The following is a 17,745-nucleotide window of genomic DNA, read 5'->3' as shown; positions in this document are numbered from 1 at the left end:
CATCAGGCGACATGGGCGGTGTCCTCGTGGCGGCGTTCGTATGCGGCGATGGCCTCGTGCTGGGAGAGCAGGTAGCCGAGTTCGTCCACGCCCTCGAGCAGGCAGGTGCGGGAGAAGGCATCGAGGGCGAAGGGCAGCGACTCGCCCTCCGGCCAGTACACCCGCCCCTTGGCCACGTCGATCTTCAGCCGCAGGCCGGGCTGGGCGAGCAGGGTGTCGACCACGGCCTCGGGCAGCACGATCGGCAGCAGGCCGTTCTTCAGGGCATTGGCGCGGAAGATGTCGGCGATGCCGGCGCTGATGACGGCGCGGATGCCGGCGTCGAGCAGGGCCCAGGGGGCGTGCTCGCGCGAGCTGCCGCAGCCGAAGTTGGGGCCGGCCACCAGAATGCGGGCCTGCGCGGCCTCCGGGCGGTTGAGCACGAAGTCCGGGTCGGGGCGGCCTTCGGCGTCGTAGCGCCAGTCGTGGAAGGCATGGCGGCCGAGGCCCTCGCGCGTGGTGGTGGTGAGGAAGCGGGCCGGGATGATCTGGTCGGTGTCGATGTTGGCCTGTGGCAGGCAGGCGATGGGGGATTCCAGGCAGCGGAAGGGACTCATGCATCCACCTCATGGGCGAAGGCCGGGGCGGGCGCGGAGGGCGCGCCGCCGGGGCCGAGGAAGGGACGGGGATCGGCTACGCAGCCGGCCACCGCGGCGGCGGCGGCGCTGGCCGGCGAGGCCAGCAGGGTGCGCGCGCCCTTGCCCTGCCGGCCTTCGAAATTGCGGTTGCTGGTGCTCACGGCGAGCTGGCCCGGGGCGACGACATCGCCATTCATGGCGATGCACATCGAGCAGCCGGCCTCGCGCCACTCGGCGCCGGCCTCGCGCACGATGCGGTCGATGCCCTCGGCTTCGGCGGCGCGTTTCACCGCATCCGAGCCCGGCACCACCAGCATCCGCACCCGTGGATGCACGCGGCGGCCGCGCAGCACGGCGGCGGCCTCGCGCAGGTCGGAGAGCCGGCCATTGGTGCAGCTGCCGACGAAGACCACGTCCACCGGCGTGCCGGCCAGCGCCTGTCCACTCTCGAAGCCCATGTAGGACAGGGCGCGGACGGTCTCGGGTCCCGCCGGTGGCAGATGGCCATCGACCGGCAGCACCTGACCCGGATGGGTGCCCCAGCTCAGGGTGGGGCGAAGTTCACTGGCATCGATCCGCACCTCGCGGTCGAAGCGTGCGCCCTCGTCGCTGCGCCACTGCCGCCAGCGCGCCGCCGCAGCCTCGAAGGCGGCGCCCTGCGGCACGCGCTCGCGGCCGCGCAGCCAGTCGATGGTCGTCTCGTCCACGCCCACCAGCCCGGCCCGGGCGCCGGCCTCGATGCTCATGTTGCACACCGTCATCCGCTCCTCCATCGACAGGGCCTCGATGGCAGGACCGCGGTACTCGATGACATGGCCGGTGCCGCCGCCCACGCCGATGCGGCCGATCAGGTGCAGGACGAGGTCCTTGGCGCTGCAGCCGGGGGGCAGGCGGCCCTCCACCGTCACCGCCAGCGTCTTCGGGCGCCGCTGCAGCAGGCACTGGGTGGCCAGCACATGCGCCACCTCGCTGCTGCCGATGCCGAAGGCCAGGGCTCCGAAGGCGCCGTGGGTGGCGGTGTGGCTGTCGCCGCAGACGAGGGTCATGCCGGGCTGGGTCAGACCGAGTTCCGGCCCCACCACGTGGACGATGCCGCGCCGCCCGCTGTCCCAGTCGAACAGCTCGATGCCATGCGCGGCGCAGTTATTGCGCAGGGCCTCGACCTGGGCCTCGGCCTCGCGCGTGGCCCAGGCGCGGCGGCCCTCCGGGCCGGGGGGCAGGGTAGGCGTGCTGTGGTCCAGCGTGGCCTTGTGGCGGTCGGGGCGGCGCACCGGCAGCCCGCGGGCGGCGAGTTCAGCGAAGGCCTGCGGGCTCGTCACCTCGTGCAGCAGATGAAGATCGATGTAGAGCAGGGCCGGGGCGTCGGCGCTTTCCGGGCGCACCAGGTGGGCGTCCCAGAGCTTGTCGAACAGGGTGCGCGGCGCGCTCATGCGCGGGCCTCCGTGGCGGTGTCGGCGCCTGCCGGGACGGCACCGGGCGGTCCTGTGCGACGCCGGGCGATGCGCTGGGCCAGCGCCAGCCACGCGAGGGCGCTGGCCTCGAGGATGTCGGTGCTGGTGGCGCTGGCGCTCAGCTCCTCGCCCTCGTGGCGGGTGCTCAGGGAGGCCTGGCCCTGCGCGTCCTCGCCGCTGCTCACGCTGTGCACGGCGTAGCTCTCGATGTCGAGATGCAGGCCGCGGGCCTCGGTGAGCGCGGCGAACAGGGCATGTACCGGGCCATCGCCGCTGCCGCGGCCGAAATGCGCCTCGCCGTCCGGGGCGCGGAGTTCCACCGCCGCCGCGGGCTGCTCGCCCTGGCCGGCCCCGGTGGAGAGATGGAAGGCGGTGAGCTGCCAGCCGGCGCTGTTGGCATCCTCGCCCAGCACCAGGGCCTCGAGGTCGGCGTCGAAGACCTCCTTCTTCTTCTCGGCCAGGGCCTTGAAGCGGGTGAACAGCCGCTCCGTTGCCGCCTCGTCCAGCGAGAAGCCGAGGAAGGCGAGGCGCTCGTTCACCGCCGCGCGGCCGCTGTGCCGTCCCAGCACCATCTGCGAGCGCGCCCAGCCCACGGTCTCGGGCCGCATGATCTCGTAGGTATCGCGGTGCTTCAGCATGCCGTGCTGGTGGATGCCGCTCTCGTGGGCGAAGGCGTTCGCCCCGACGATGGCCTTGTTGCGCTGCACGGCCATGCCGGTGATGCGCGAGAGCAGGCGCGAGGTGGGCACGAGGCGCGTGGTGTCGATGCCGGTGCGGAAGGGGAAGCGGTCCTTGCGTACCGACAGCGCCATGACGATCTCCTCCAGCGCCGCATTGCCGGCGCGCTCGCCGATGCCATTGACGGTGCATTCCACCTGCCGGGCGCCGCCGGCGATGGCCGCGAGCGAGTTCGCCACCGCAAGCCCGAGGTCGTCGTGGCAGTGCGCCGAGAGGACGGCATTGGCCGGGAGGGCGGCGCGCAGGCGGCGGAACAGGGCCTCGATCTCGGCGGGCGTGGTATAGCCCACGGTGTCTGGCACGTTCAGCGTGCGGGCGCCGGCGGCAGCGGCGGCGCCAAAGACGGCCTCGAGGAACTCCGGCTCGGTACGGATCGCATCCTCGGCGGAGAATTCCACGTCATCGACGAGGCGGCGTGCATGCTCGACGGCACGCACCGCCGCGTCCACCACCTCGGCCGGCGAGAAGCCGAGCTTGTGCTCGCGGTGCAGGGGGCTCGTGGCGATGAAGACATGCAGGCGCGGGGCGTCGGCGCCCTCCAGCGCCCGGGCCGCGGCCTCGATGTCGCCAGGGCGGCAGCGCGCCAGGCTGCACACCCCGACTCCGGTGCCGCGCAGGGCGCGGGCGATGCGGGCGATGCCCTCGGCATCGGCCTCGGAGCTGGCGGCGAAGCCGGCTTCCACGGTGTCGACGCCGAGTTCGGCCAGCGCCAGTGCGAAACGCAGTTTCTGCGCCGGGCCCATGCTGCAGCCGGGCGACTGTTCGCCATCGCGCAGGCTGGTATCGAAGATGCGGATGCGCTCCGGTGGGGCGGTCATGGCAGTGATCCTTCAGGGGAGGGGAAGACGGGATCGGCGGCGCGCCGCCGCGGCGGGCGCGGTGGGCGCGGACGGGTGTCGAGCAGGAGCCGGGCGAAGACCGCGGCATCGATGTTCCCGCCGGAGACCACCGCCACCTTGCGGCGGCTGGCCACGCGGCGGCCGGCGGCCAGGGCCAGCGCCCCGGCGCCCTCGGCGACGATGTGCTCCTCGAGCATCAGTCGCGCCAGGGTCTCGCGCAGCTCGGCCTCGCGCACGATCACGAGGTCGTCGAGCAGGCGTGAGAGGATCTCGCGGGTGAGCGCCCCCGCTTCGGCCACGCGGGTGCCGTCGGCCAGCGTCGGCGCAGGCTGGATGGGCGAGGGGTCACCGCGCAGGGCGCGGGCCATCGCGTCCACGCCCTCCACCTGGGCGCCGATGATGCGCACGCCCTGCGACTTCAGCGCCAGCGCCACGCCGGCGGCGAGGCCGCCGCCGCCGATCGGCACCAGCACGGCCTCCGGCGCATGCGGCGCCAGCTCGATGCCCAGCGTGCCCTGCCCGGCGATCACGTCCGGATCGTCGAAGGCCGAGAGGTAGCGGAACCCATGCTGCTCGGCGAGCAGCAGCGCATGCGCCTTGGCTTCGTCATAGGTCTGGCCGTGCTGGCGCACGGTGGCGCCGAGGAAAGCCACGCCCTGGGCCTTCACCGCTGGCGCCGTCAGCGGCATCACGGTGATCACCGGCACTTTCAGCGCCCGCGCCGCCCAGGCAAGACCCATGGCATGGTTGCCGGCGGACGCCGTGATCACCGTGCGCCGGTCGCCGCGCTCGCGTGCCGCCAGCAGGGCGTTCAGCGCGCCGCGCACCTTGTAGGCGCCGGTGCGCTGCAGGTTCTCCAGCTTCAGCCAGCAACCGAAACGTTCGGCGTAATGCAGGGGTGTGGGCGGCAGGTAGCGGCGCAGGCGCGCGCTGGCCGCCAGCACGTCGCTGGCAGTCACGTCGGCGCGGGCGGCATCCAGCGGCATCAGACCCTCGTCAGCCAGCCGTGCGCGGTATCGCAGCGGCCGCGCACCACGTCGGCGTAGCGGGCGGCCAGGGCATCGCCCACCGGCGAGGCGGGGAACACACGGCCGTCGATGGCCTCGACGCGGGCGATCTCGGCCGAGGTGCCGGTCAGGAACACCTCGTCGGCGGCCAGCAGCTCCTCGATCCGCACCGGCCGCGACGCGGCGCCGGTCAGCCGGATCACGGTATCGCGGGTGATGCCGGGCAGGGCATCGCCATGCTCGACCGCGGTGATGCGCCCGTCCTTCACCAGGAAGACGTTCTCGCCGGTGCATTCGACGACGAAGCCGTGATCGTCCACGAACAGCGCTTCGCCGAAGCCGCGCTGGCTGGCCTCGCGCTTCGCCAGGATCGAGTTGACGTAGTTGCCGCAGAGCTTCAGCGGCGGCAGGGCTTTCGCCGGGTTGCGGCGGAAGGGCGAGACGGTGAGCCGCACCCGGTGCGTGCCGAGATGGCTGCTCCACGGCAGGGTGGCCACCATCAGGCGCTCACTGAGCCTGTCCACGTCGAGGCCAAGCCCGCCGGCATCGAACCAGAGCAGGGGGCGGATATAGGCATCGCGGTGGCCGTTGGCGCGCAGGGTGGCGAGCACGGCCTCGGCGGCCTGCGCCACGTCGAAGCGCATTCCGAGGGCATCGGCGCCCCGGCGCATGCGCTCCAGATGCTCGGGCAGGCGGAACACCGCCGCGCCGCCATCGTCGGTGCCATAGCTGCGGATGCCCTCGAACACCCCGGTGCCGTAGTGCAGGGCATGGCTGGTGAGCGGGGTACTGAAGGACTCGGCCCCGGCGATCCTGCCGTCGCACCACTGCATCAGCGACATGGCGCCACCTCCACCGCTAGGCAGTCGTGCAGCTTGTCGAGCTGCGATTTCAGGCCCTGGGCCGAGCGTGCGCTCTCCACGGTCATCGAGAGCCGCCAGGCCCCGGCCCGCGGGTCGGTCTCGGCCTGCAGGGAAATCGGGGCGTAGCCGCGGCGCTGCGCGGTGCCCAGCACCCGGGCCAGCGCGCCCTCGGCGCGCCGCAGCTGGACCTCAAGTCGGTAGTGCATCGGTGGGCTCCTTCATCGTCGTTTCGGCGCCGGCCGGGCCGTCGAGCATCTGGGCGTTCGAATGGTTGGGCGGTACCAGCGGCCAGACATTGGCCTTCTGGTCGATCACCACGTGCAGGAAGGCCGGCCCCTCGATGGCGAGGAGTTCGGCCAGCACGCGCTCCTGCTCGGCGCGGGTATCGAGGTGCAGGGCGGGGATGCCGTAGGCCCTGGCGATCAAGCCGAAGTCCGGGTTGTCGGAGAGATCGACGGCGGAGTAGCGTTCCTGGAAGAACAGCTCCTGCCACTGCCGCACCATGCCGAGGGCCTGGTTGTCGAGCAGGACGATCTTGATCGGCAGCCGCTCGCGGGCCACGGTGGCCAGCTCCTGCAGGTTCATCTGGAAGCTGCCGTCGCCGCTGACGCAGACCACCGTGGCGCCCGGGTTCGAGAGCTGCGCGCCGATGGCGGCGGGCAGGCCGAAGCCCATCGTGCCGAGCCCGGCGCTCGACAGGTGGTGGCTCGGGTCGGTGAAGCCCCAGTGCTGCGCCACCCACATCTGGTGCTGGCCCACGTCGCAGGCGACGACCGCCTCCGGCGCCAGTTCGGAGAGCCGCTTCAGCAGGGCCGGAGCGTAGATGTCGTTCCCGGGCGCGTCATAGCGGGCGGCGTGTTTGCGGGCACGCGCTGCGCACAGGGCGCGCCAGTCCTCGCAGCGGCTGATGGCGGCACAGAGCGCGTTCAGGCTGGTGTCGAGGCGGCCATGCACCGAGACATCCGCGCGGCGCAGCTTGTTGATCTCGCCGAGATCCGCATCGAGATGGATCACCTTCGCATGCGGGGCGAATTCGGCCAGCTTGCCGGTGGCGCGGTCATCGAAGCGCGCGCCCACGACGATCAGGAGATCGCTCTCCTGCACTGCCAGGTTCGCGGCCTTGCTGCCATGCATGCCCAGCATGCCGAGGAAGGCGGGATGGTCGAAGGGCAGGGCGCCCAGCCCGCGCAGGGTGAGCACGGTGGGAATCTTCGTCGCGGCGATGAAGCGGCGGAAGGCGGCGGTGGCGCCGGCGATGGCGATGCCGCCGCCGCCGTAGACCACGGGCTTCTTCGAGCGCGCGATCAGGGCCAGCGCCTCCACCAGCCCCACCGGCACCGCATTCACCACCGGCGGGCTCTCGATCGGCGCCGGGGAGGGCAGGTGGTCGGCGCAGGCCAGCTGCACGTCCTTCGGCAGGTCGATCAGCACCGGACCGGGCCGGCCGCTGCGGGCCAGATGGAAGGCCTCATGCAGCACTGCCGGAAGCTCGTCGACCGAGCGCGGCAGGTAGCTGTGCTTGACGATCGGCAGGGTCATGCCGAACACGTCCAGTTCCTGGAAGGCGTCGGTGCCCATCAGGTGCGTCGGCACCTGGCCGGTGAGGCAGACCATCGGCACCGAATCCAGCAGGGCATCGGCGATCCCGGTGACGAGGTTCGAGGCGCCGGGGCCCGAGGTTGCGACGCAGACGCCCACGCGGCCGCTGTGCCGGGCATAGCCGTTCGCCGCCAGCGCGGCGGCCTGCTCGTGGCGCACCAGCACATGGTGCATCCGGCTGCCGAGCAGGGCGTCGTAGAAGGGCATGATGCAGCCGCCCGGGTAGCCGAAGAGGGTGTCCACCCCCTCGGTCTCGAGCGCGCGCACCAGCCATTCGGCGCCATTCATGCACTGGCCTCGGCGGGTTTCGCCTGCGGGCTGGCCGTGGTGGACGCCGCCGTTGCCGGGGGATTCGCCGGCGCTTCGCCGCGCGGCTGCAGCCAGGGCATGGCGGCGCGCAGCTTTCGGCCCACGGCTTCGATCGGATGCTCCAGATCGGCCTGCTTCAGGGCGCGGTAGTTCGGGTTGCCGGCGCGGTACTCGGCGATCCACTCGCGGGCGAAGCGGCCGTCCTGGATCTCGGCCAGCACCCGCTTCATCTGCGTGCGGGTGTGCTCGTCCACCACATACGGGCCGCGGGTCAGATCGCCATACTGCGCGGTCTCGCTGATGAAGCGGTGCATCTGGGTGATACCGCCCTCGTAGAGCAGGTCGACGATCAGCTTCAGCTCGTGCAGGCACTCGTAGTAAGCGATTTCGGGCTGGTAGCCGGCTTCCACCAGCGTTTCCCAGCCGGCCATCACCAGCTTGGTGGCGCCGCCGCAGAGCACCGCCTGCTCGCCGAACAGGTCGGTCTCGGTCTCCTCCTTGAAGGTGGTCCTGATCGGCTGGGCGCGGCCACCGCCGATGCCGGCGCAGTAGGCCAGGGCGATCGCCTCGGCCTCGCCACTCTGGTCCTGGTGCACGGCGTAGACGCTGGGCACGCCACGGCCGATCTCGAACTCGCGGCGTACCAGTGCCCCGGGGCCCTTCGGCGCCACCAGCACCACGTCGATGTCATGGCGCGGGTTGATCTGGCCGTAATGCACGTTGAAACCGTGGGCGAACAGCAGGCAGGCGCCGGCCTTCAGGTTCGGCGCGATCTGTTGCTGGTAGAGCTGGGGCTGGGCCATGTCCGGCACCAGCACCGCCACGAGGTCGGCGGCGCGCACGGCCTCGGCGGGTTCGCGCACCTCGAAACCCTCGGCCTTCGCCTTCGCCTCGGTCGGGCCGCCGGGGCGCAGGCCGACGATGACACGCACGCCGGAGTCGCGCAGGTTCTTCGCATGGGCGCTGCCCTGGCTGCCATAGCCGATGACGGCGACGGTGCGGTGTTCCAGGGCGGCGGGCGTGGTGATGCGGGTGGTGCTGGTCATGGCGATGTCCTTCGGGAAGAAACGGGGTGGCGTGCGAGGAAAAACGAGGGGATGGGCGAGGAGCGGGAAACGAGTGGGGCTATCCGCTGGTGATGGCGCCGCGGCTCGCGGAGGCGACGAGGCGGGCGTATTTCGCGAGCGCGCCGTGGCGCACGCGCGGCTCGATGCATATGGGTTCGCGGGCCTCGAGGTTTGCAGGGGTCTCGAGGCGCCGGGCGTCGATGTCGATGCGCACCGGGTCGCCCTCGCGCAGGCGGGCCAGCGGGCCGCCGCGCGCGGCCTCGGGGCTGATGTGGCCCACCATGAAGCCGTGGGTGGCGCCACTGAAGCGGCCATCGGTGATCAGCGCCACCTCATTGCCAAGGCCCTGGCCCACCAGGGCGGCGGTCACGGCCAGCATTTCGCGCATGCCGGGGCCGCCCGCCGGGCCTTCGAAGCGGATCACCACCACGTCGCCGGCACGGATTCGGCGCGCCTGCACGGCGGCGAAGGCGGCCTCCTCGGAGTCGAAGACCCGCGCCGGGCCCTCGAACTGGCGGCGTCCGGCCGGCAGCTTGCAGATGCAGCCTTCCGGGGCGAGGTTGCCGTAGAGCACCGAGTAGCCGCCGTGCGGCTTCAGCGGGGCCTTGAAGCCCGGCACCACGGCCGCGGCGTCGTCCGCCGCCGCGCCGGCGCGCGTGGCATGGGCGGTGCGGGCGGCGTCGATGGCGGCGAACAGGGACTCGCCGGTCATGGTCGGGGTGTCGTGGAGCTTCCCGGCGGCGCGCAGCTCCTCCAGCACCTTCGCCGTGCCGCCGGCGGCATGCAGCTCCACCGCAGTGAAGCGCCCGCCAGGCTTGAGGTCGGCGATGACCGGGGTGCGCGAGGCGGCCTCGAAGCGCTCCAGCGGGTAGTCGATGCCGGCCTCGTGGGCGATGGCGAGCAGGTGCAGCACGGCATTGGTCGAGCCCGCCGTGGCCGCCACCGCGACGGCGGCATTGTCGATGGCCTCGCGGCTCAGGACGGCGCGGGGGCGGCGGTTCGCCCCCAATGCGGCCATCGCCAGCTCGCCGCAGCGGAAGGCCGCCGCGCGTTTCTCCGGATCGGTGGCCGGGATGTCGTTCAGACCCATCGGCGAGAGGCCCAGCGTGGTCAGCACCATGGCCATGGTGTTGGCGGTGAACTGGCCGCCGCAGGCCCCGGCGCCCGGGCAGGCGCTGCGTTCGATACGGTCCAGCTCGGCCTCGTCGATGCGGCCTGCGGCATGCGCGCCCACTGCCTCGAAGACCTCCTGCACGGTGATCTTCCTCGCGTGGCACACCCCGGGCTGGATGCTGCCGCCATAGAGGATCAGGCCCGGCAGGTCGAGCCGCGCCAGGGCCATCGCCGCGGCCGGGATGGTCTTGTCGCAGCCCACGATCGCCACCACCGCGTCGAGGCAATGGCCGCTCACTGCCAGTTCGATCGAGTCGGCGATCACTTCGCGCGAGGGCAGGGAGGCGCGCATGCCCTCGCTGCCCATGGCAATCCCATCGGTCACGGCAATCGTGTTGAACTCCACCGGGGTGCCGCCGGCGGCGCGCACGCCCTCGCGCACCTGGCCGGCCAGCTCGCGCAGGGTCAGGTTGCAGGGCGAGATGTCCGACCAGGTGTGCACCACCGCCACCAGCGGCTTGGCGATGTCGGCATCGCTCAGGCCGGTGGCGCGCAGCATGGCGCGGGCAGGGGCGCGGGAGGGGCCGGTCTTGATCTGGTCGGAGTTCACGGCTGGCGGGTTTCGAGGCGTCGAGGGGAATCCGGAAGCCCTGAAACGCGAAACCCCGCACCGTTGCCGGTGCGGGGTTTTCGTTTCGGACCTGGTTGCTGCGTTGTTCTTAGGTCACGTCGATCCCGCACCGGTGGAGGGGCGAATAAGAAGGACGACGACGATGAGCAGCGCGGCCGCGGGCACGACATCGAGGACCGGCACGAGGGCGGTCTCGGCGACGTGGGAAGCCAGCGGCAGCGCGGTGGTGAACATGCGGGGATTGAAAGCACGGGGCTTTTGCGTCTGTCAACTGCGGTTTTGGCATGAGCGCGCTTTCGAGCCCCGGCTCTAGGCCATGGCCTTGATCACAAAGGGGCATGGTTGCGATCGATACGGCCCCGGGCCCGGCGGCCAGGGCCGGATTCCGGACGCAATGCGCATCACACGACCGCCGTCACGCCCTGCCGCCGGGCGTCGCGTCATGCTCATCCACCCCCGTGACCCCCGCCCACGATGAGCGAGTCTCCGCTGCCGCTGTTCCCGCTGCGCACCGTGCTGCTGCCCGGCGGCGTCCTGGCGCTGCGGGTGTTCGAGCCGCGCTACCTCGGCATGGTCAAGCGCTGCGCCCGCGAGGGCAGCGGTTTTGGGGTCTGTCTGATCCTCGAGGGCGAGGAGGTGGGGCGGCCTGCCGTTCCGGCCCGCACCGGCACCGAGGCGAGGATCGTCGACTTCACCATGCGCGAGCCCGGGGTGCTCGGCATCGCGGTGGAGGGCGAGCGCCGCTTCCGCGTCGAGCGCCGCACGGTGCAGGACGATGGCCTGGTGCTGGGCGAGGTGCGCTGGCTGCCTGTGCCGCCGCGCCAGCCGGTGGCGGCGCAGCACGGCTTCCTCGCCGATCTCCTGCAGCGCCTGCTCGAGCGCGCCGGCGGCCCGCATGCCTATGCCGAGCAGGCCTGCTACGACGATGCCGACTGGGTGTCCTGGCGGCTGGCGGAACTGTTGCCGCTCAGCCATGACCAGCGCCTGCACCTGCTTGAGGAGGATGCCCCGGCGCAGCGCCTCGATGCCCTGCTGCGCTGGCTGCCGCAGCTGGCCTGAGCCATGCTTGGCGCATGAACACGCTCGCTGGAAAAATCCTCTTCATCACCGGCGCCTCGCGCGGCATCGGGCTCGCCATCGCCCTGCGCGCCGCCCGCGACGGCGCCAACATCGCCATTGCCGCCAAGTCCGCGGTGCCCAATCCCAAGCTGCCCGGCACCATCCACAGCGCCGCCGCGGCGGTGGAGGCCGCGGGCGGACGGGCGCTCGCCCTCAAGTGCGACATCCGCGAGGAGGCCGAGGTCGAGGCCGCGGTGGCCGCCACGGTCGAGCGCTTCGGCGGCCTCGACATCCTCGTCAACAACGCCAGTGCGATCTGGCTGAAAGGCACGCTGGACACGCCGATGAAGCGCTTCGACCTGATGCAGCAGGTCAACAGCCGCGGCAGCTTCCTCTGCGCGCAGAAGGCCCTCCCGTACCTGCTGAAGGCGCCGAACCCGCACATCCTCACCTTGGCCCCGCCGCCCACCCTCGACCCGAAGTGGTGGGGGCCGCATACCGGCTACACCCTCGCCAAGATGGGCATGAGCTTCGTCACCCTCGGTCTCGCCGCCGAGTTCGGCCCGCGTGGCGTGGCGGTCAATGCCCTGTGGCCGAAGACGGTGATCGCCACCGACGCCCTCAACATGATCCCGGGCGTGGACGTGGCGCGCTGCCGCCGCCCGGAAGTGGTGGCCGATGCCGCGCATGCCGTGCTCTGCCGCGAGGCCCGCGGGGCTTCCGGCCAGTTCCTGATCGACGAGGACGTGCTGCGCGAGGCCGGCGTCACCGACTTCACGCCCTATGCCGTCGATCCTGCGCAGCCCCTGCTGCCGGATCTGTTCCTCTAGCCTTCCCGCCTTCCTGAAGGAGTCATTCCGCCATGCGTTACCTGCATGCCATGGTCCGCGTCCGCGACCTCGAGGCCTCGCTGCGCTTCTATCGCGATGCCCTGGGCCTCGTCGAAACCCGGCGCAAGGACTACCCCGAGGGCCGCTTCACCCTGGTCTACCTCGCCGCCCCGGCCAATCCCGAGGTCGAGGTCGAGCTCACCTACAACTACGACGACGAGGACTACGGCAGCGCCCGCAACTTCGGCCACCTCGCCTTCGCGGTGGACGACATCTATGCCGCCTGCGAGCGCCTGCAGGCGCATGGCGTCACCATCAACCGGCCGCCGCGCGATGGCCGCATGGCCTTCGTGCGGTCCCCCGACCAGATCTCGATCGAGCTGCTGCAGGCCGGCGAGGCCCTGCCCCCGCGCGAGCCCTGGGCCTCGATGCCGAACATCGGCCGCTGGTAGCGGCGGCCCCTGCCGCGCTCAGCCGAGCGCGGCGATGCCGCGCGCCAGGTCCTCGAGCAGGTCCTCGGCGTGCTCCAGGCCCACCGAGAGCCGCAGCAGGCCCGGTGGCGAGACCGGGTTCGGCCCCTCCACCGAGGCGCGGTGTTCGATCAGGGATTCCACGCCGCCGAGCGAGGTGGCATTGGTGAAGAGTTCCACCGCCCCGGCGAAGGCGAGCGCCGCTTCCCGGCCGCCCTTGAACTCCACCGAGACCATGCCGCCGAAGTCGCGCATCTGCCGCGCGGCCACCGCATGGTTCGGGTGGCCGGCAAGGCCGGGGTAGTGCACCCGTGCCACCGTCGGCTGCGCGGCGAGGAACTCGGCCACCCGCCGGGCATTGGCGCAGTGCCAGGCCATGCGCGCCGGCAGCGAGCGCAGGCCGCGCAGGGTGAGCCAGGCCGAGAACGGGGCGAGGATGTTGCCGGTGATGTGGCGGCGGTGTGCGGCCTTCTCGAACAGGGCATCGCGGCGGGCGAACACCAGGGCGCCGCCCATCACGTCGCTGTGGCCGCCCATGTACTTGGTGGTGGAATGCATCACGAGGTCGGCGCCGAGGGCGAGGGGCTGCTGCAGCACCGGGGTGGCGAAGGTGTTGTCCACTGCCAGCAGGGCATCATGCTGCCTCGCGATGGCCGACAGGGCGGCGAGATCGGCGATGCGCAGCTGCGGGTTCGAGGGCGTCTCGGCCCAGATCATCCGCACCGCCGGCCCCATCGCCGCCGCCACCGCGGCCGGATCGGTCTGGTCGACGCGGCGCACCGTCACCCCGCGTTCGGGCAGGAACTCGGCGCCCAGCGAGCGCAGGCCGGCATAGCAGTCCTCGGGGATCAGCACCTCGCTGCCGGGGGGCAGGCACTCGAGCGCCGCGGTCATCGCCGCCATGCCCGAGCCGTAGGCCAGGGCCGCCGCACCGCCCTCGAGGGCAGCCAGCGCGGTTTCCAGCCGGTCCTGCGTGGGGTTGCCCTCGCGCTGGTATTCGTAGCCCGCCATCCGCTCGGCCGCCGGGCCGTGGCGGAAGGTGGTGGAAAGATGCAGTGGCGGGGCTACCGCGCCGTTGTGCGGGTCGGATTCTCCCCCGGCGTGCACCGCCAGGGTCTCGAGGCGCCGTTCAGTCGGCATGCGCGGGTTCCAGGTCGAAGCCGCGGCGCGCCAGTTCCTCGGCGAGCCCGGCGGGGGTGGTGTAGTGGATGGCATCCAGCCCGGCGCTGCGCGCCCCGGCCACGTTGTCCTCGCGGTCGTCGATCATCAGCGCCGAGGCCGGGGAGAAGCCCAGGGTGGACAGGCAGGCGAAGTAGGCCCGCGGGTCGGGCTTGGTCAGCCCGAGCTGGCCGCTCGTCACCATGCGGGTGCCGAACAGGGGCCGCAGCTCCGGCAGCAGCTTCGGCAGCTGCCGGCCCAGCCACTGGCCGTTGTTGGTGAACAGCGCCAGCGTGGTCTGCGGCGCCAGCGCCTCGGCGATCGCCAGCACCTCGCGGCGCAGGCGCATGCTCTGCCGCCGCGCCTCGATGAAGGCCTCGAGCGGGATGTCGATGCCATGGCGGCGGCGCACGGCGTCGAGGTAGTCCTCGATGCCGAGGTCGCCGCGGTCGTTCTTCGCCTCCAGCCCGCTGCGGAACAGCGCGGCATCGATGAGCGACGGCGGGGCGCCCACCGCCCGCGACAGGGCCTCGATCCGCGGCACGCGGCTGTAGTCGACCAGCACCTCGTCGAGGTCGAAGATCACCAGCCGCGGTCGCGGACGTGGACTCACGTGGCGGCCACCTCGCGGAAGGCGGCGCGGGCGGCCTCCAGGGTATGCGCGATCTCGGCCTCGCCATGCATCGAGGAGACGAAGCCGGCCTCGAAGGCCGAGGGCGCGAGGTAGACGCCGCGCTTCAGCATGGCGTGGAAGAAGCGGTTGAAGCGCGCGGTGTCGGCGGCCTTGGCCTGTTCGAAGCGCGTCACGCGCTCGGCGGTGAAGTACAGCCCGAACATGGCGCAGACATGGCGGGTGCTGAAGGCCACCCCGGCCTCGGCGGCAGCGGCCTCGAAGCCGGCCACCAGGGCATCGGTCGTGGCAGAGAGCCCCTCGTAGAAGCCTGGCTGCTGGATCAGCTTCAGCGTCGCGAGGCCGGCCGCCATCGCCACCGGGTTCCCGCTCAGGGTGCCGGCCTGGTAGATCGGGCCGGCCGGGGCGATCTGCTGCATCAGGTCACGGCGGCCGCCGTAGGCGCCCACCGGCATGCCGCCGCCGATGATCTTGCCGAAGGTGCTGAGGTCCGGGCGCACGCCATACAGCTGTTGCGCACCGCCGAGCGATACGCGGAAGCCGGTCATCACCTCGTCGAAGATCAGCACCGCGCCGTGTTTCGTGCACAGGGCGCGCAGGTGCTCGAGGTAGCCCGGCTCCGGCGGGATGCAGTTGGCATTGCCCACCACCGGCTCGACGATCACGCCGGCGATGTCCTTGCCCACCTCGTCGAACAGGCGCGTGGCGGCCTCGAAATCGTTGTAGGGCAGGATGAGCGTGAGGTCGGCGAGCGCCTTGGGCACGCCCGGCGAGTTCGGCAGGCCGAAGGTGAGCGCGCCGGAGCCGGCCTTCACCAGGAAGCTGTCGCCATGGCCGTGGTAGCAGCCCTCGAACTTCACGATCCGGCTACGCCCGGTGGCGCCCCGCGCCAGCCGGATCGCCGAGAGCGTGGCCTCGGTGCCGGAGTTCACCATCCGCACCATCTCGCAGCTCGGCACGAGGCGGGTGATCTCCTCGGCCATCGTCACTTCCAGCGCATTGGGCACGCCGAAGCTCAGGCCGTCTGCCATCACCTCGCGCACCGCTTCCAGCACTTCCTCGCGGGCATGGCCGGCGATCATCGGCCCCCAGCTGCCGATGTAGTCGACATAGCGGTTGCCGTCCACGTCCTCGATCCAGGCGCCCTTCGCCCGCCTGGCGAAGAAGGGCTCGCCGCCCACCGACTTGAAGGCGCGCACCGGCGAGTTCACGCCGCCGGGCAGCAGCTCGAGGGCGCGGGTGTAGAGGGCGTGGCTTCGGTCGGTCTTCATCGGAAACAGGATCAGGAGCGGGTTGGGGGCGACGGGCAGGGCGGCAGGGCCAGCCTCTCAGTCCGCCGCGGCGTGGGCTGGAGTGGCGTCGAACAGCGCGGTGAAGCGCCGGGCCTCCGCCAGCGGATCGGGGGCCTCGAACACCGCCCCCACCACGGCGAGCAGATCGGCCCCCGCGGCCAGCAGGGCCGGTGCATTATCGGTGCGGATGCCGCCGATGGCGACCCGCGGCCGGCCGAGCACGGCGGCCTCACGCAGCAGTGCGGGCGTGGCGCGCCGCGTGGTGGCCTTGGTGCGGGTGGGGAAGAAGGCGCCGAAGGCGAGATAGTCGGCGCCGGCCTTGGCCATCGCCCGGGCGCGGGACAGATCGTCGTAGCAGGAAGCGCCGAGCAGCAGTCCCGGCGCCGCGCGCCGTGCTTCCGAAAGATCGCCGTCGTCCTCGCCCAGATGCGCCCCGGCGGCCCCGATCTCGAGGGCGAGCCGCCAGTCATCGTTCACCACCAATGGCACGCCCACGGCATCGCACAGGGCCTTGATCGCCCGCGCCTCGTCGCGGCGGCGCTCGTCCGAGGCCCGCTTGTTCCGGTACTGCAGCAGGGCGGGGCGGGCCGGCAGCACGGCGGCCACGCGCTCCAGCAGGCGGTCGCGGTCGTCGTCGTCCGGGGTGATGAGGTAGAGGCCGCGCATCGGCATGCCGGCATTATCGCCTGCCCGGGAGCTCGCGCCCGGCCGCTGCGCCCCTGCTCGCCGTCTCACACCGGCCATGGCAGGCTGTCGGTCCTTGCATCGAATCGCCTTGCGGAGCCCTGTGATGAGCGATGCCCCCTACAAGACCTGGGTCTGCTGCGTCTGCGGCTTCCTCTACGACGAGGCTCAGGGTCTGCCCGCCGAGGGCATTCCGCCCGGCACCCGCTGGGCCGATGTGCCCGAGGACTGGTGCTGCCCCGACTGTGGCGTGGGCAAGGCCGACTTCGAGATGGTCGAGGTCTGAACCCGCGCCGCTCCGTGCCTGGTCTCAGGGCTGGCCGGTCTCGGGGATGCCCGGCGAGAAGCGGATCGGGTCGCCCGGCTTCAGGCCCAGCGCATCGGAGCGCCCGGCATTGAGTTCCAGCACGTATTTCGCCGGCCCGCGGCTCGGGTAGTTCGGGCAGGCATCGCCCGCCGAGCAGGTCGGCACCCCGCGCTGGATCGACACCAGCCGGCGCCCGGCATCGAAGTAGAGGATGTCGAGCGGGATCCGCGTGTTCTTCATCCAGTAGGCGAGCGGCTCCTCGCGCTCGTGCACGAAGAGCATGCCGTGGTCCTCGGGCATCGACTCGCGGTACATCAGCCCGCGGGCGCGCGTCTCGTGGTCCAGCGCCAGCTCCACGCTGAAGCGCTGCCCGCCCACTTCCACCCAATGTGTCGTAGCGCCGCTGCAGGCGGTGGCAAGCACGAGCGCGGAAAGCAGGGAGAGCAGCAGGCCGAGTCGAGGCATGGCGGAGTCCTTGTGGGGGGGCGGCGCGAGGGTCGGGCCGGGATCGCCTGGAGTGTAGCGATGCCTCCCGGGCGGCGATCCAGCGCTCTTCGTCCTGTTTGGTGCTGTGTGCCGGGGAGTGGTCTGCGCGGTTCTGGTTCAGGTGTTTTTCTTGTGGTTGCTGGGTGTTGGGGTGTGGTGTCTGAACGGGTGGTGGTTTGGGGTTGGGTGTTGGGGTGTGGGGCTCTTGCGCTGGGGGGAGGGGTTTGCCTATAGTTCGCGCCCCTTCGCCGGGCGGCCTTGATGGGCTGGTGTGGTGGAGGGGCTGGAGGAGGATGTCGGTGCTGAGGTGTTGACGTTCTTCGAAAGTGCTGTATAGTGTGCGGCTCCCTCGGGCGAAACGCCTGGTGGCGCGAAAGGCGCCGGTTGGGGGTAGATCTTTGAAAGTACGCGCAGGTGTTTTGTGCGGGTGCCTGCAGGGTGGTGATGGTCATCATCAATCTTGCAGACGCTCGATCATGAGCACTGTCAATTGTCAAGCAAGCGACGCAAGCTCGGGGTCGACGATCTGCTTAAAGCTTTTTGCTTTAACTGAAGAGTTTGATCCTGGCTCAGAGTGAACGCTGGCGGCAGGCC

At 71.5% G+C, this 17,745-nt stretch carries 19 protein-coding genes and 1 rRNA gene (1 of these 20 cut by a window edge); 5 read left to right on the top strand and 15 right to left on the bottom strand.

Annotated features, from left to right (window positions below; translation table 11 throughout):
• Window positions 1-2 precede the first annotated feature (2 nt).
• The 10 genes from leuD to G408_RS15290 all read right to left on the bottom strand — a co-directional run bounded on the left by leuD (window position 3) and on the right by G408_RS15290 (window position 10,468).
• Window positions 3-596 (bottom strand): 3-isopropylmalate dehydratase small subunit, encoded by a 594-nt coding sequence (gene leuD / locus G408_RS0106945; protein ID WP_028770506.1) that lies wholly within the window; start codon window positions 594-596, stop codon window positions 3-5.
• Window positions 593-2,047 (bottom strand): 3-isopropylmalate dehydratase large subunit, encoded by a 1,455-nt coding sequence (gene leuC / locus G408_RS13585; RefSeq protein WP_051282713.1) that lies wholly within the window; start codon window positions 2,045-2,047, stop codon window positions 593-595. The genes leuD and leuC overlap by 4 nt, the downstream gene beginning before the upstream one ends.
• A complete protein-coding gene (locus G408_RS13580) occupies window positions 2,044-3,624 on the bottom strand; it encodes a 2-isopropylmalate synthase (RefSeq protein WP_051282712.1) in 1,581 nt (526 codons plus the stop codon). Before G408_RS13580 ends, leuC begins: the two co-directional genes overlap by 4 nt.
• Entirely contained in the window at window positions 3,621-4,631 is a 1,011-nt protein-coding gene (locus G408_RS13575) for a threonine dehydratase (protein ID WP_037412685.1), read from the bottom strand. Before G408_RS13575 ends, G408_RS13580 begins: the two co-directional genes overlap by 4 nt.
• Window positions 4,631-5,494: an aminotransferase class IV gene (locus G408_RS13570; protein WP_037412664.1), complete on the bottom strand. Its 864-nt coding sequence runs from the start codon at window positions 5,492-5,494 to the stop codon at window positions 4,631-4,633. Before G408_RS13570 ends, G408_RS13575 begins: the two co-directional genes overlap by 1 nt.
• Complete coding sequence (locus tag G408_RS0106920) at window positions 5,485-5,721, bottom strand: ACT domain-containing protein (RefSeq protein WP_028770505.1); 237 nt, start codon at window positions 5,719-5,721, stop codon at window positions 5,485-5,487. The genes G408_RS13570 and G408_RS0106920 overlap by 10 nt, the downstream gene beginning before the upstream one ends.
• Window positions 5,705-7,402 (bottom strand): acetolactate synthase 2 catalytic subunit, encoded by a 1,698-nt coding sequence (ilvG, locus tag G408_RS0106915; protein WP_028770504.1) that lies wholly within the window; start codon window positions 7,400-7,402, stop codon window positions 5,705-5,707. Before ilvG ends, G408_RS0106920 begins: the two co-directional genes overlap by 17 nt.
• Window positions 7,399-8,469 carry a ketol-acid reductoisomerase gene (gene ilvC, locus G408_RS13565; protein WP_051282711.1) on the bottom strand — a complete coding sequence of 357 codons (1,071 nt, stop codon included), beginning with the start codon at window positions 8,467-8,469 and terminating at the stop codon, window positions 7,399-7,401. Before ilvC ends, ilvG begins: the two co-directional genes overlap by 4 nt.
• 79 nt (window positions 8,470-8,548) lie before the next feature.
• Window positions 8,549-10,213 carry a dihydroxy-acid dehydratase gene (ilvD, locus tag G408_RS13560; protein ID WP_037412663.1) on the bottom strand — a complete coding sequence of 555 codons (1,665 nt, stop codon included), beginning with the start codon at window positions 10,211-10,213 and terminating at the stop codon, window positions 8,549-8,551.
• A gap of 114 nt (window positions 10,214-10,327) precedes the next feature.
• Window positions 10,328-10,468, bottom strand: coding sequence for a hypothetical protein (locus G408_RS15290; RefSeq protein WP_156890083.1), 141 nt, complete (start codon window positions 10,466-10,468; stop codon window positions 10,328-10,330).
• 240 nt (window positions 10,469-10,708) lie between these two features.
• Here G408_RS15290 and G408_RS0106895 point away from each other — a divergent pair, with 240 nt between their 5' ends.
• From G408_RS0106895 to G408_RS0106885, 3 genes are read left to right on the top strand one after another with little or no spacing between them, the layout of a single operon-like run.
• The gene (locus tag G408_RS0106895) at window positions 10,709-11,293 is read left to right on the top strand and encodes an LON peptidase substrate-binding domain-containing protein (RefSeq protein ID WP_028770503.1); all 585 of its coding nucleotides are present in this window, start codon (window positions 10,709-10,711) and stop codon (window positions 11,291-11,293) included.
• Between the two features lie 14 nt (window positions 11,294-11,307).
• Window positions 11,308-12,123 carry an SDR family oxidoreductase gene (locus G408_RS0106890; RefSeq protein WP_028770502.1) on the top strand — a complete coding sequence of 272 codons (816 nt, stop codon included), beginning with the start codon at window positions 11,308-11,310 and terminating at the stop codon, window positions 12,121-12,123.
• Window positions 12,124-12,155: 32 nt separating this feature from the next.
• Entirely contained in the window at window positions 12,156-12,575 is a 420-nt protein-coding gene (locus G408_RS0106885) for a VOC family protein (protein ID WP_028770501.1), read from the top strand.
• 18 nt (window positions 12,576-12,593) lie between these two features.
• Here G408_RS0106885 and G408_RS0106880 read toward each other — a convergent pair whose 3' ends face one another.
• From G408_RS0106880 to thiE, 4 genes are read right to left on the bottom strand one after another with little or no spacing between them, the layout of a single operon-like run.
• Window positions 12,594-13,733, bottom strand: coding sequence for a trans-sulfuration enzyme family protein (locus G408_RS0106880; protein ID WP_028770500.1), 1,140 nt, complete (start codon window positions 13,731-13,733; stop codon window positions 12,594-12,596).
• On the bottom strand, window positions 13,723-14,364 hold the full coding sequence (locus tag G408_RS13555) for an HAD family hydrolase (protein WP_084628116.1): 642 nt from the start codon (window positions 14,362-14,364) through the stop codon (window positions 13,723-13,725). The genes G408_RS0106880 and G408_RS13555 overlap by 11 nt, the downstream gene beginning before the upstream one ends.
• Window positions 14,361-15,653 carry a glutamate-1-semialdehyde 2,1-aminomutase gene (gene hemL / locus G408_RS0106870; protein ID WP_028770499.1) on the bottom strand — a complete coding sequence of 431 codons (1,293 nt, stop codon included), beginning with the start codon at window positions 15,651-15,653 and terminating at the stop codon, window positions 14,361-14,363. The genes G408_RS13555 and hemL overlap by 4 nt, the downstream gene beginning before the upstream one ends.
• Before the next feature lie 57 nt (window positions 15,654-15,710).
• Window positions 15,711-16,346 carry a thiamine phosphate synthase gene (thiE, locus tag G408_RS0106865; protein ID WP_028770498.1) on the bottom strand — a complete coding sequence of 212 codons (636 nt, stop codon included), beginning with the start codon at window positions 16,344-16,346 and terminating at the stop codon, window positions 15,711-15,713.
• A gap of 118 nt (window positions 16,347-16,464) precedes the next feature.
• On the opposite strand from thiE, the gene G408_RS0106860 reads away from it, so the two are divergent.
• Entirely contained in the window at window positions 16,465-16,644 is a 180-nt protein-coding gene (locus tag G408_RS0106860) for a rubredoxin (protein WP_028770497.1), read from the top strand.
• 24 nt (window positions 16,645-16,668) lie between these two features.
• Here the strand turns inward: G408_RS0106860 and G408_RS0106855 are convergent, their stop codons facing one another.
• Window positions 16,669-17,130 carry a DUF192 domain-containing protein gene (locus G408_RS0106855; protein ID WP_028770496.1) on the bottom strand — a complete coding sequence of 154 codons (462 nt, stop codon included), beginning with the start codon at window positions 17,128-17,130 and terminating at the stop codon, window positions 16,669-16,671.
• A gap of 567 nt (window positions 17,131-17,697) precedes the next feature.
• Here G408_RS0106855 and G408_RS0106850 point away from each other — a divergent pair.
• A 16S ribosomal RNA gene (locus G408_RS0106850) occupies window positions 17,698-17,745 on the top strand; it runs 1,490 nt beyond the window's last position.

The sequence above is a fragment of the Silanimonas lenta DSM 16282 genome (assembly GCF_000429065.1).
Lineage (GTDB): Bacteria > Pseudomonadota > Gammaproteobacteria > Xanthomonadales > Xanthomonadaceae > Silanimonas > Silanimonas lenta.
Note: the sequence above shows the minus strand (reverse complement) of the source record. Positions and strands in the feature narration are given on the sequence as shown.

Excerpts from the sequence above, each read along its gene's own strand:
- leuD (WP_028770506.1), bottom strand. The coding sequence starts at position 596 with ATGAGTCCCTTCCGCTGCCTGGAATCCCCCATCGCCTGCCTGCCACAG.
- leuC (WP_051282713.1), bottom strand. The coding sequence starts at position 2,047 with ATGAGCGCGCCGCGCACCCTGTTCGACAAGCTCTGGGACGCCCACCTG.
- G408_RS13580 (WP_051282712.1), bottom strand. The coding sequence starts at position 3,624 with ATGACCGCCCCACCGGAGCGCATCCGCATCTTCGATACCAGCCTGCGC.
- G408_RS13575 (WP_037412685.1), bottom strand. The coding sequence starts at position 4,631 with ATGCCGCTGGATGCCGCCCGCGCCGACGTGACTGCCAGCGACGTGCTG.
- G408_RS13570 (WP_037412664.1), bottom strand. The coding sequence starts at position 5,494 with ATGTCGCTGATGCAGTGGTGCGACGGCAGGATCGCCGGGGCCGAGTCC.
- G408_RS0106920 (WP_028770505.1), bottom strand. The coding sequence starts at position 5,721 with ATGCACTACCGACTTGAGGTCCAGCTGCGGCGCGCCGAGGGCGCGCTG.
- ilvG (WP_028770504.1), bottom strand. The coding sequence starts at position 7,402 with ATGAATGGCGCCGAATGGCTGGTGCGCGCGCTCGAGACCGAGGGGGTG.
- ilvC (WP_051282711.1), bottom strand. The coding sequence starts at position 8,469 with ATGACCAGCACCACCCGCATCACCACGCCCGCCGCCCTGGAACACCGC.
- G408_RS15290 (WP_156890083.1), bottom strand. The coding sequence starts at position 10,468 with ATGTTCACCACCGCGCTGCCGCTGGCTTCCCACGTCGCCGAGACCGCC.
- G408_RS0106895 (WP_028770503.1), top strand. The coding sequence starts at position 10,709 with ATGAGCGAGTCTCCGCTGCCGCTGTTCCCGCTGCGCACCGTGCTGCTG.
- G408_RS0106890 (WP_028770502.1), top strand. The coding sequence starts at position 11,308 with ATGAACACGCTCGCTGGAAAAATCCTCTTCATCACCGGCGCCTCGCGC.
- G408_RS0106885 (WP_028770501.1), top strand. The coding sequence starts at position 12,156 with ATGCGTTACCTGCATGCCATGGTCCGCGTCCGCGACCTCGAGGCCTCG.
- G408_RS0106880 (WP_028770500.1), bottom strand. The coding sequence starts at position 13,733 with ATGCCGACTGAACGGCGCCTCGAGACCCTGGCGGTGCACGCCGGGGGA.
- hemL (WP_028770499.1), bottom strand. The coding sequence starts at position 15,653 with ATGAAGACCGACCGAAGCCACGCCCTCTACACCCGCGCCCTCGAGCTG.
- thiE (WP_028770498.1), bottom strand. The coding sequence starts at position 16,346 with ATGCCGATGCGCGGCCTCTACCTCATCACCCCGGACGACGACGACCGC.
- G408_RS0106860 (WP_028770497.1), top strand. The coding sequence starts at position 16,465 with ATGAGCGATGCCCCCTACAAGACCTGGGTCTGCTGCGTCTGCGGCTTC.
- G408_RS0106855 (WP_028770496.1), bottom strand. The coding sequence starts at position 17,130 with ATGCCTCGACTCGGCCTGCTGCTCTCCCTGCTTTCCGCGCTCGTGCTT.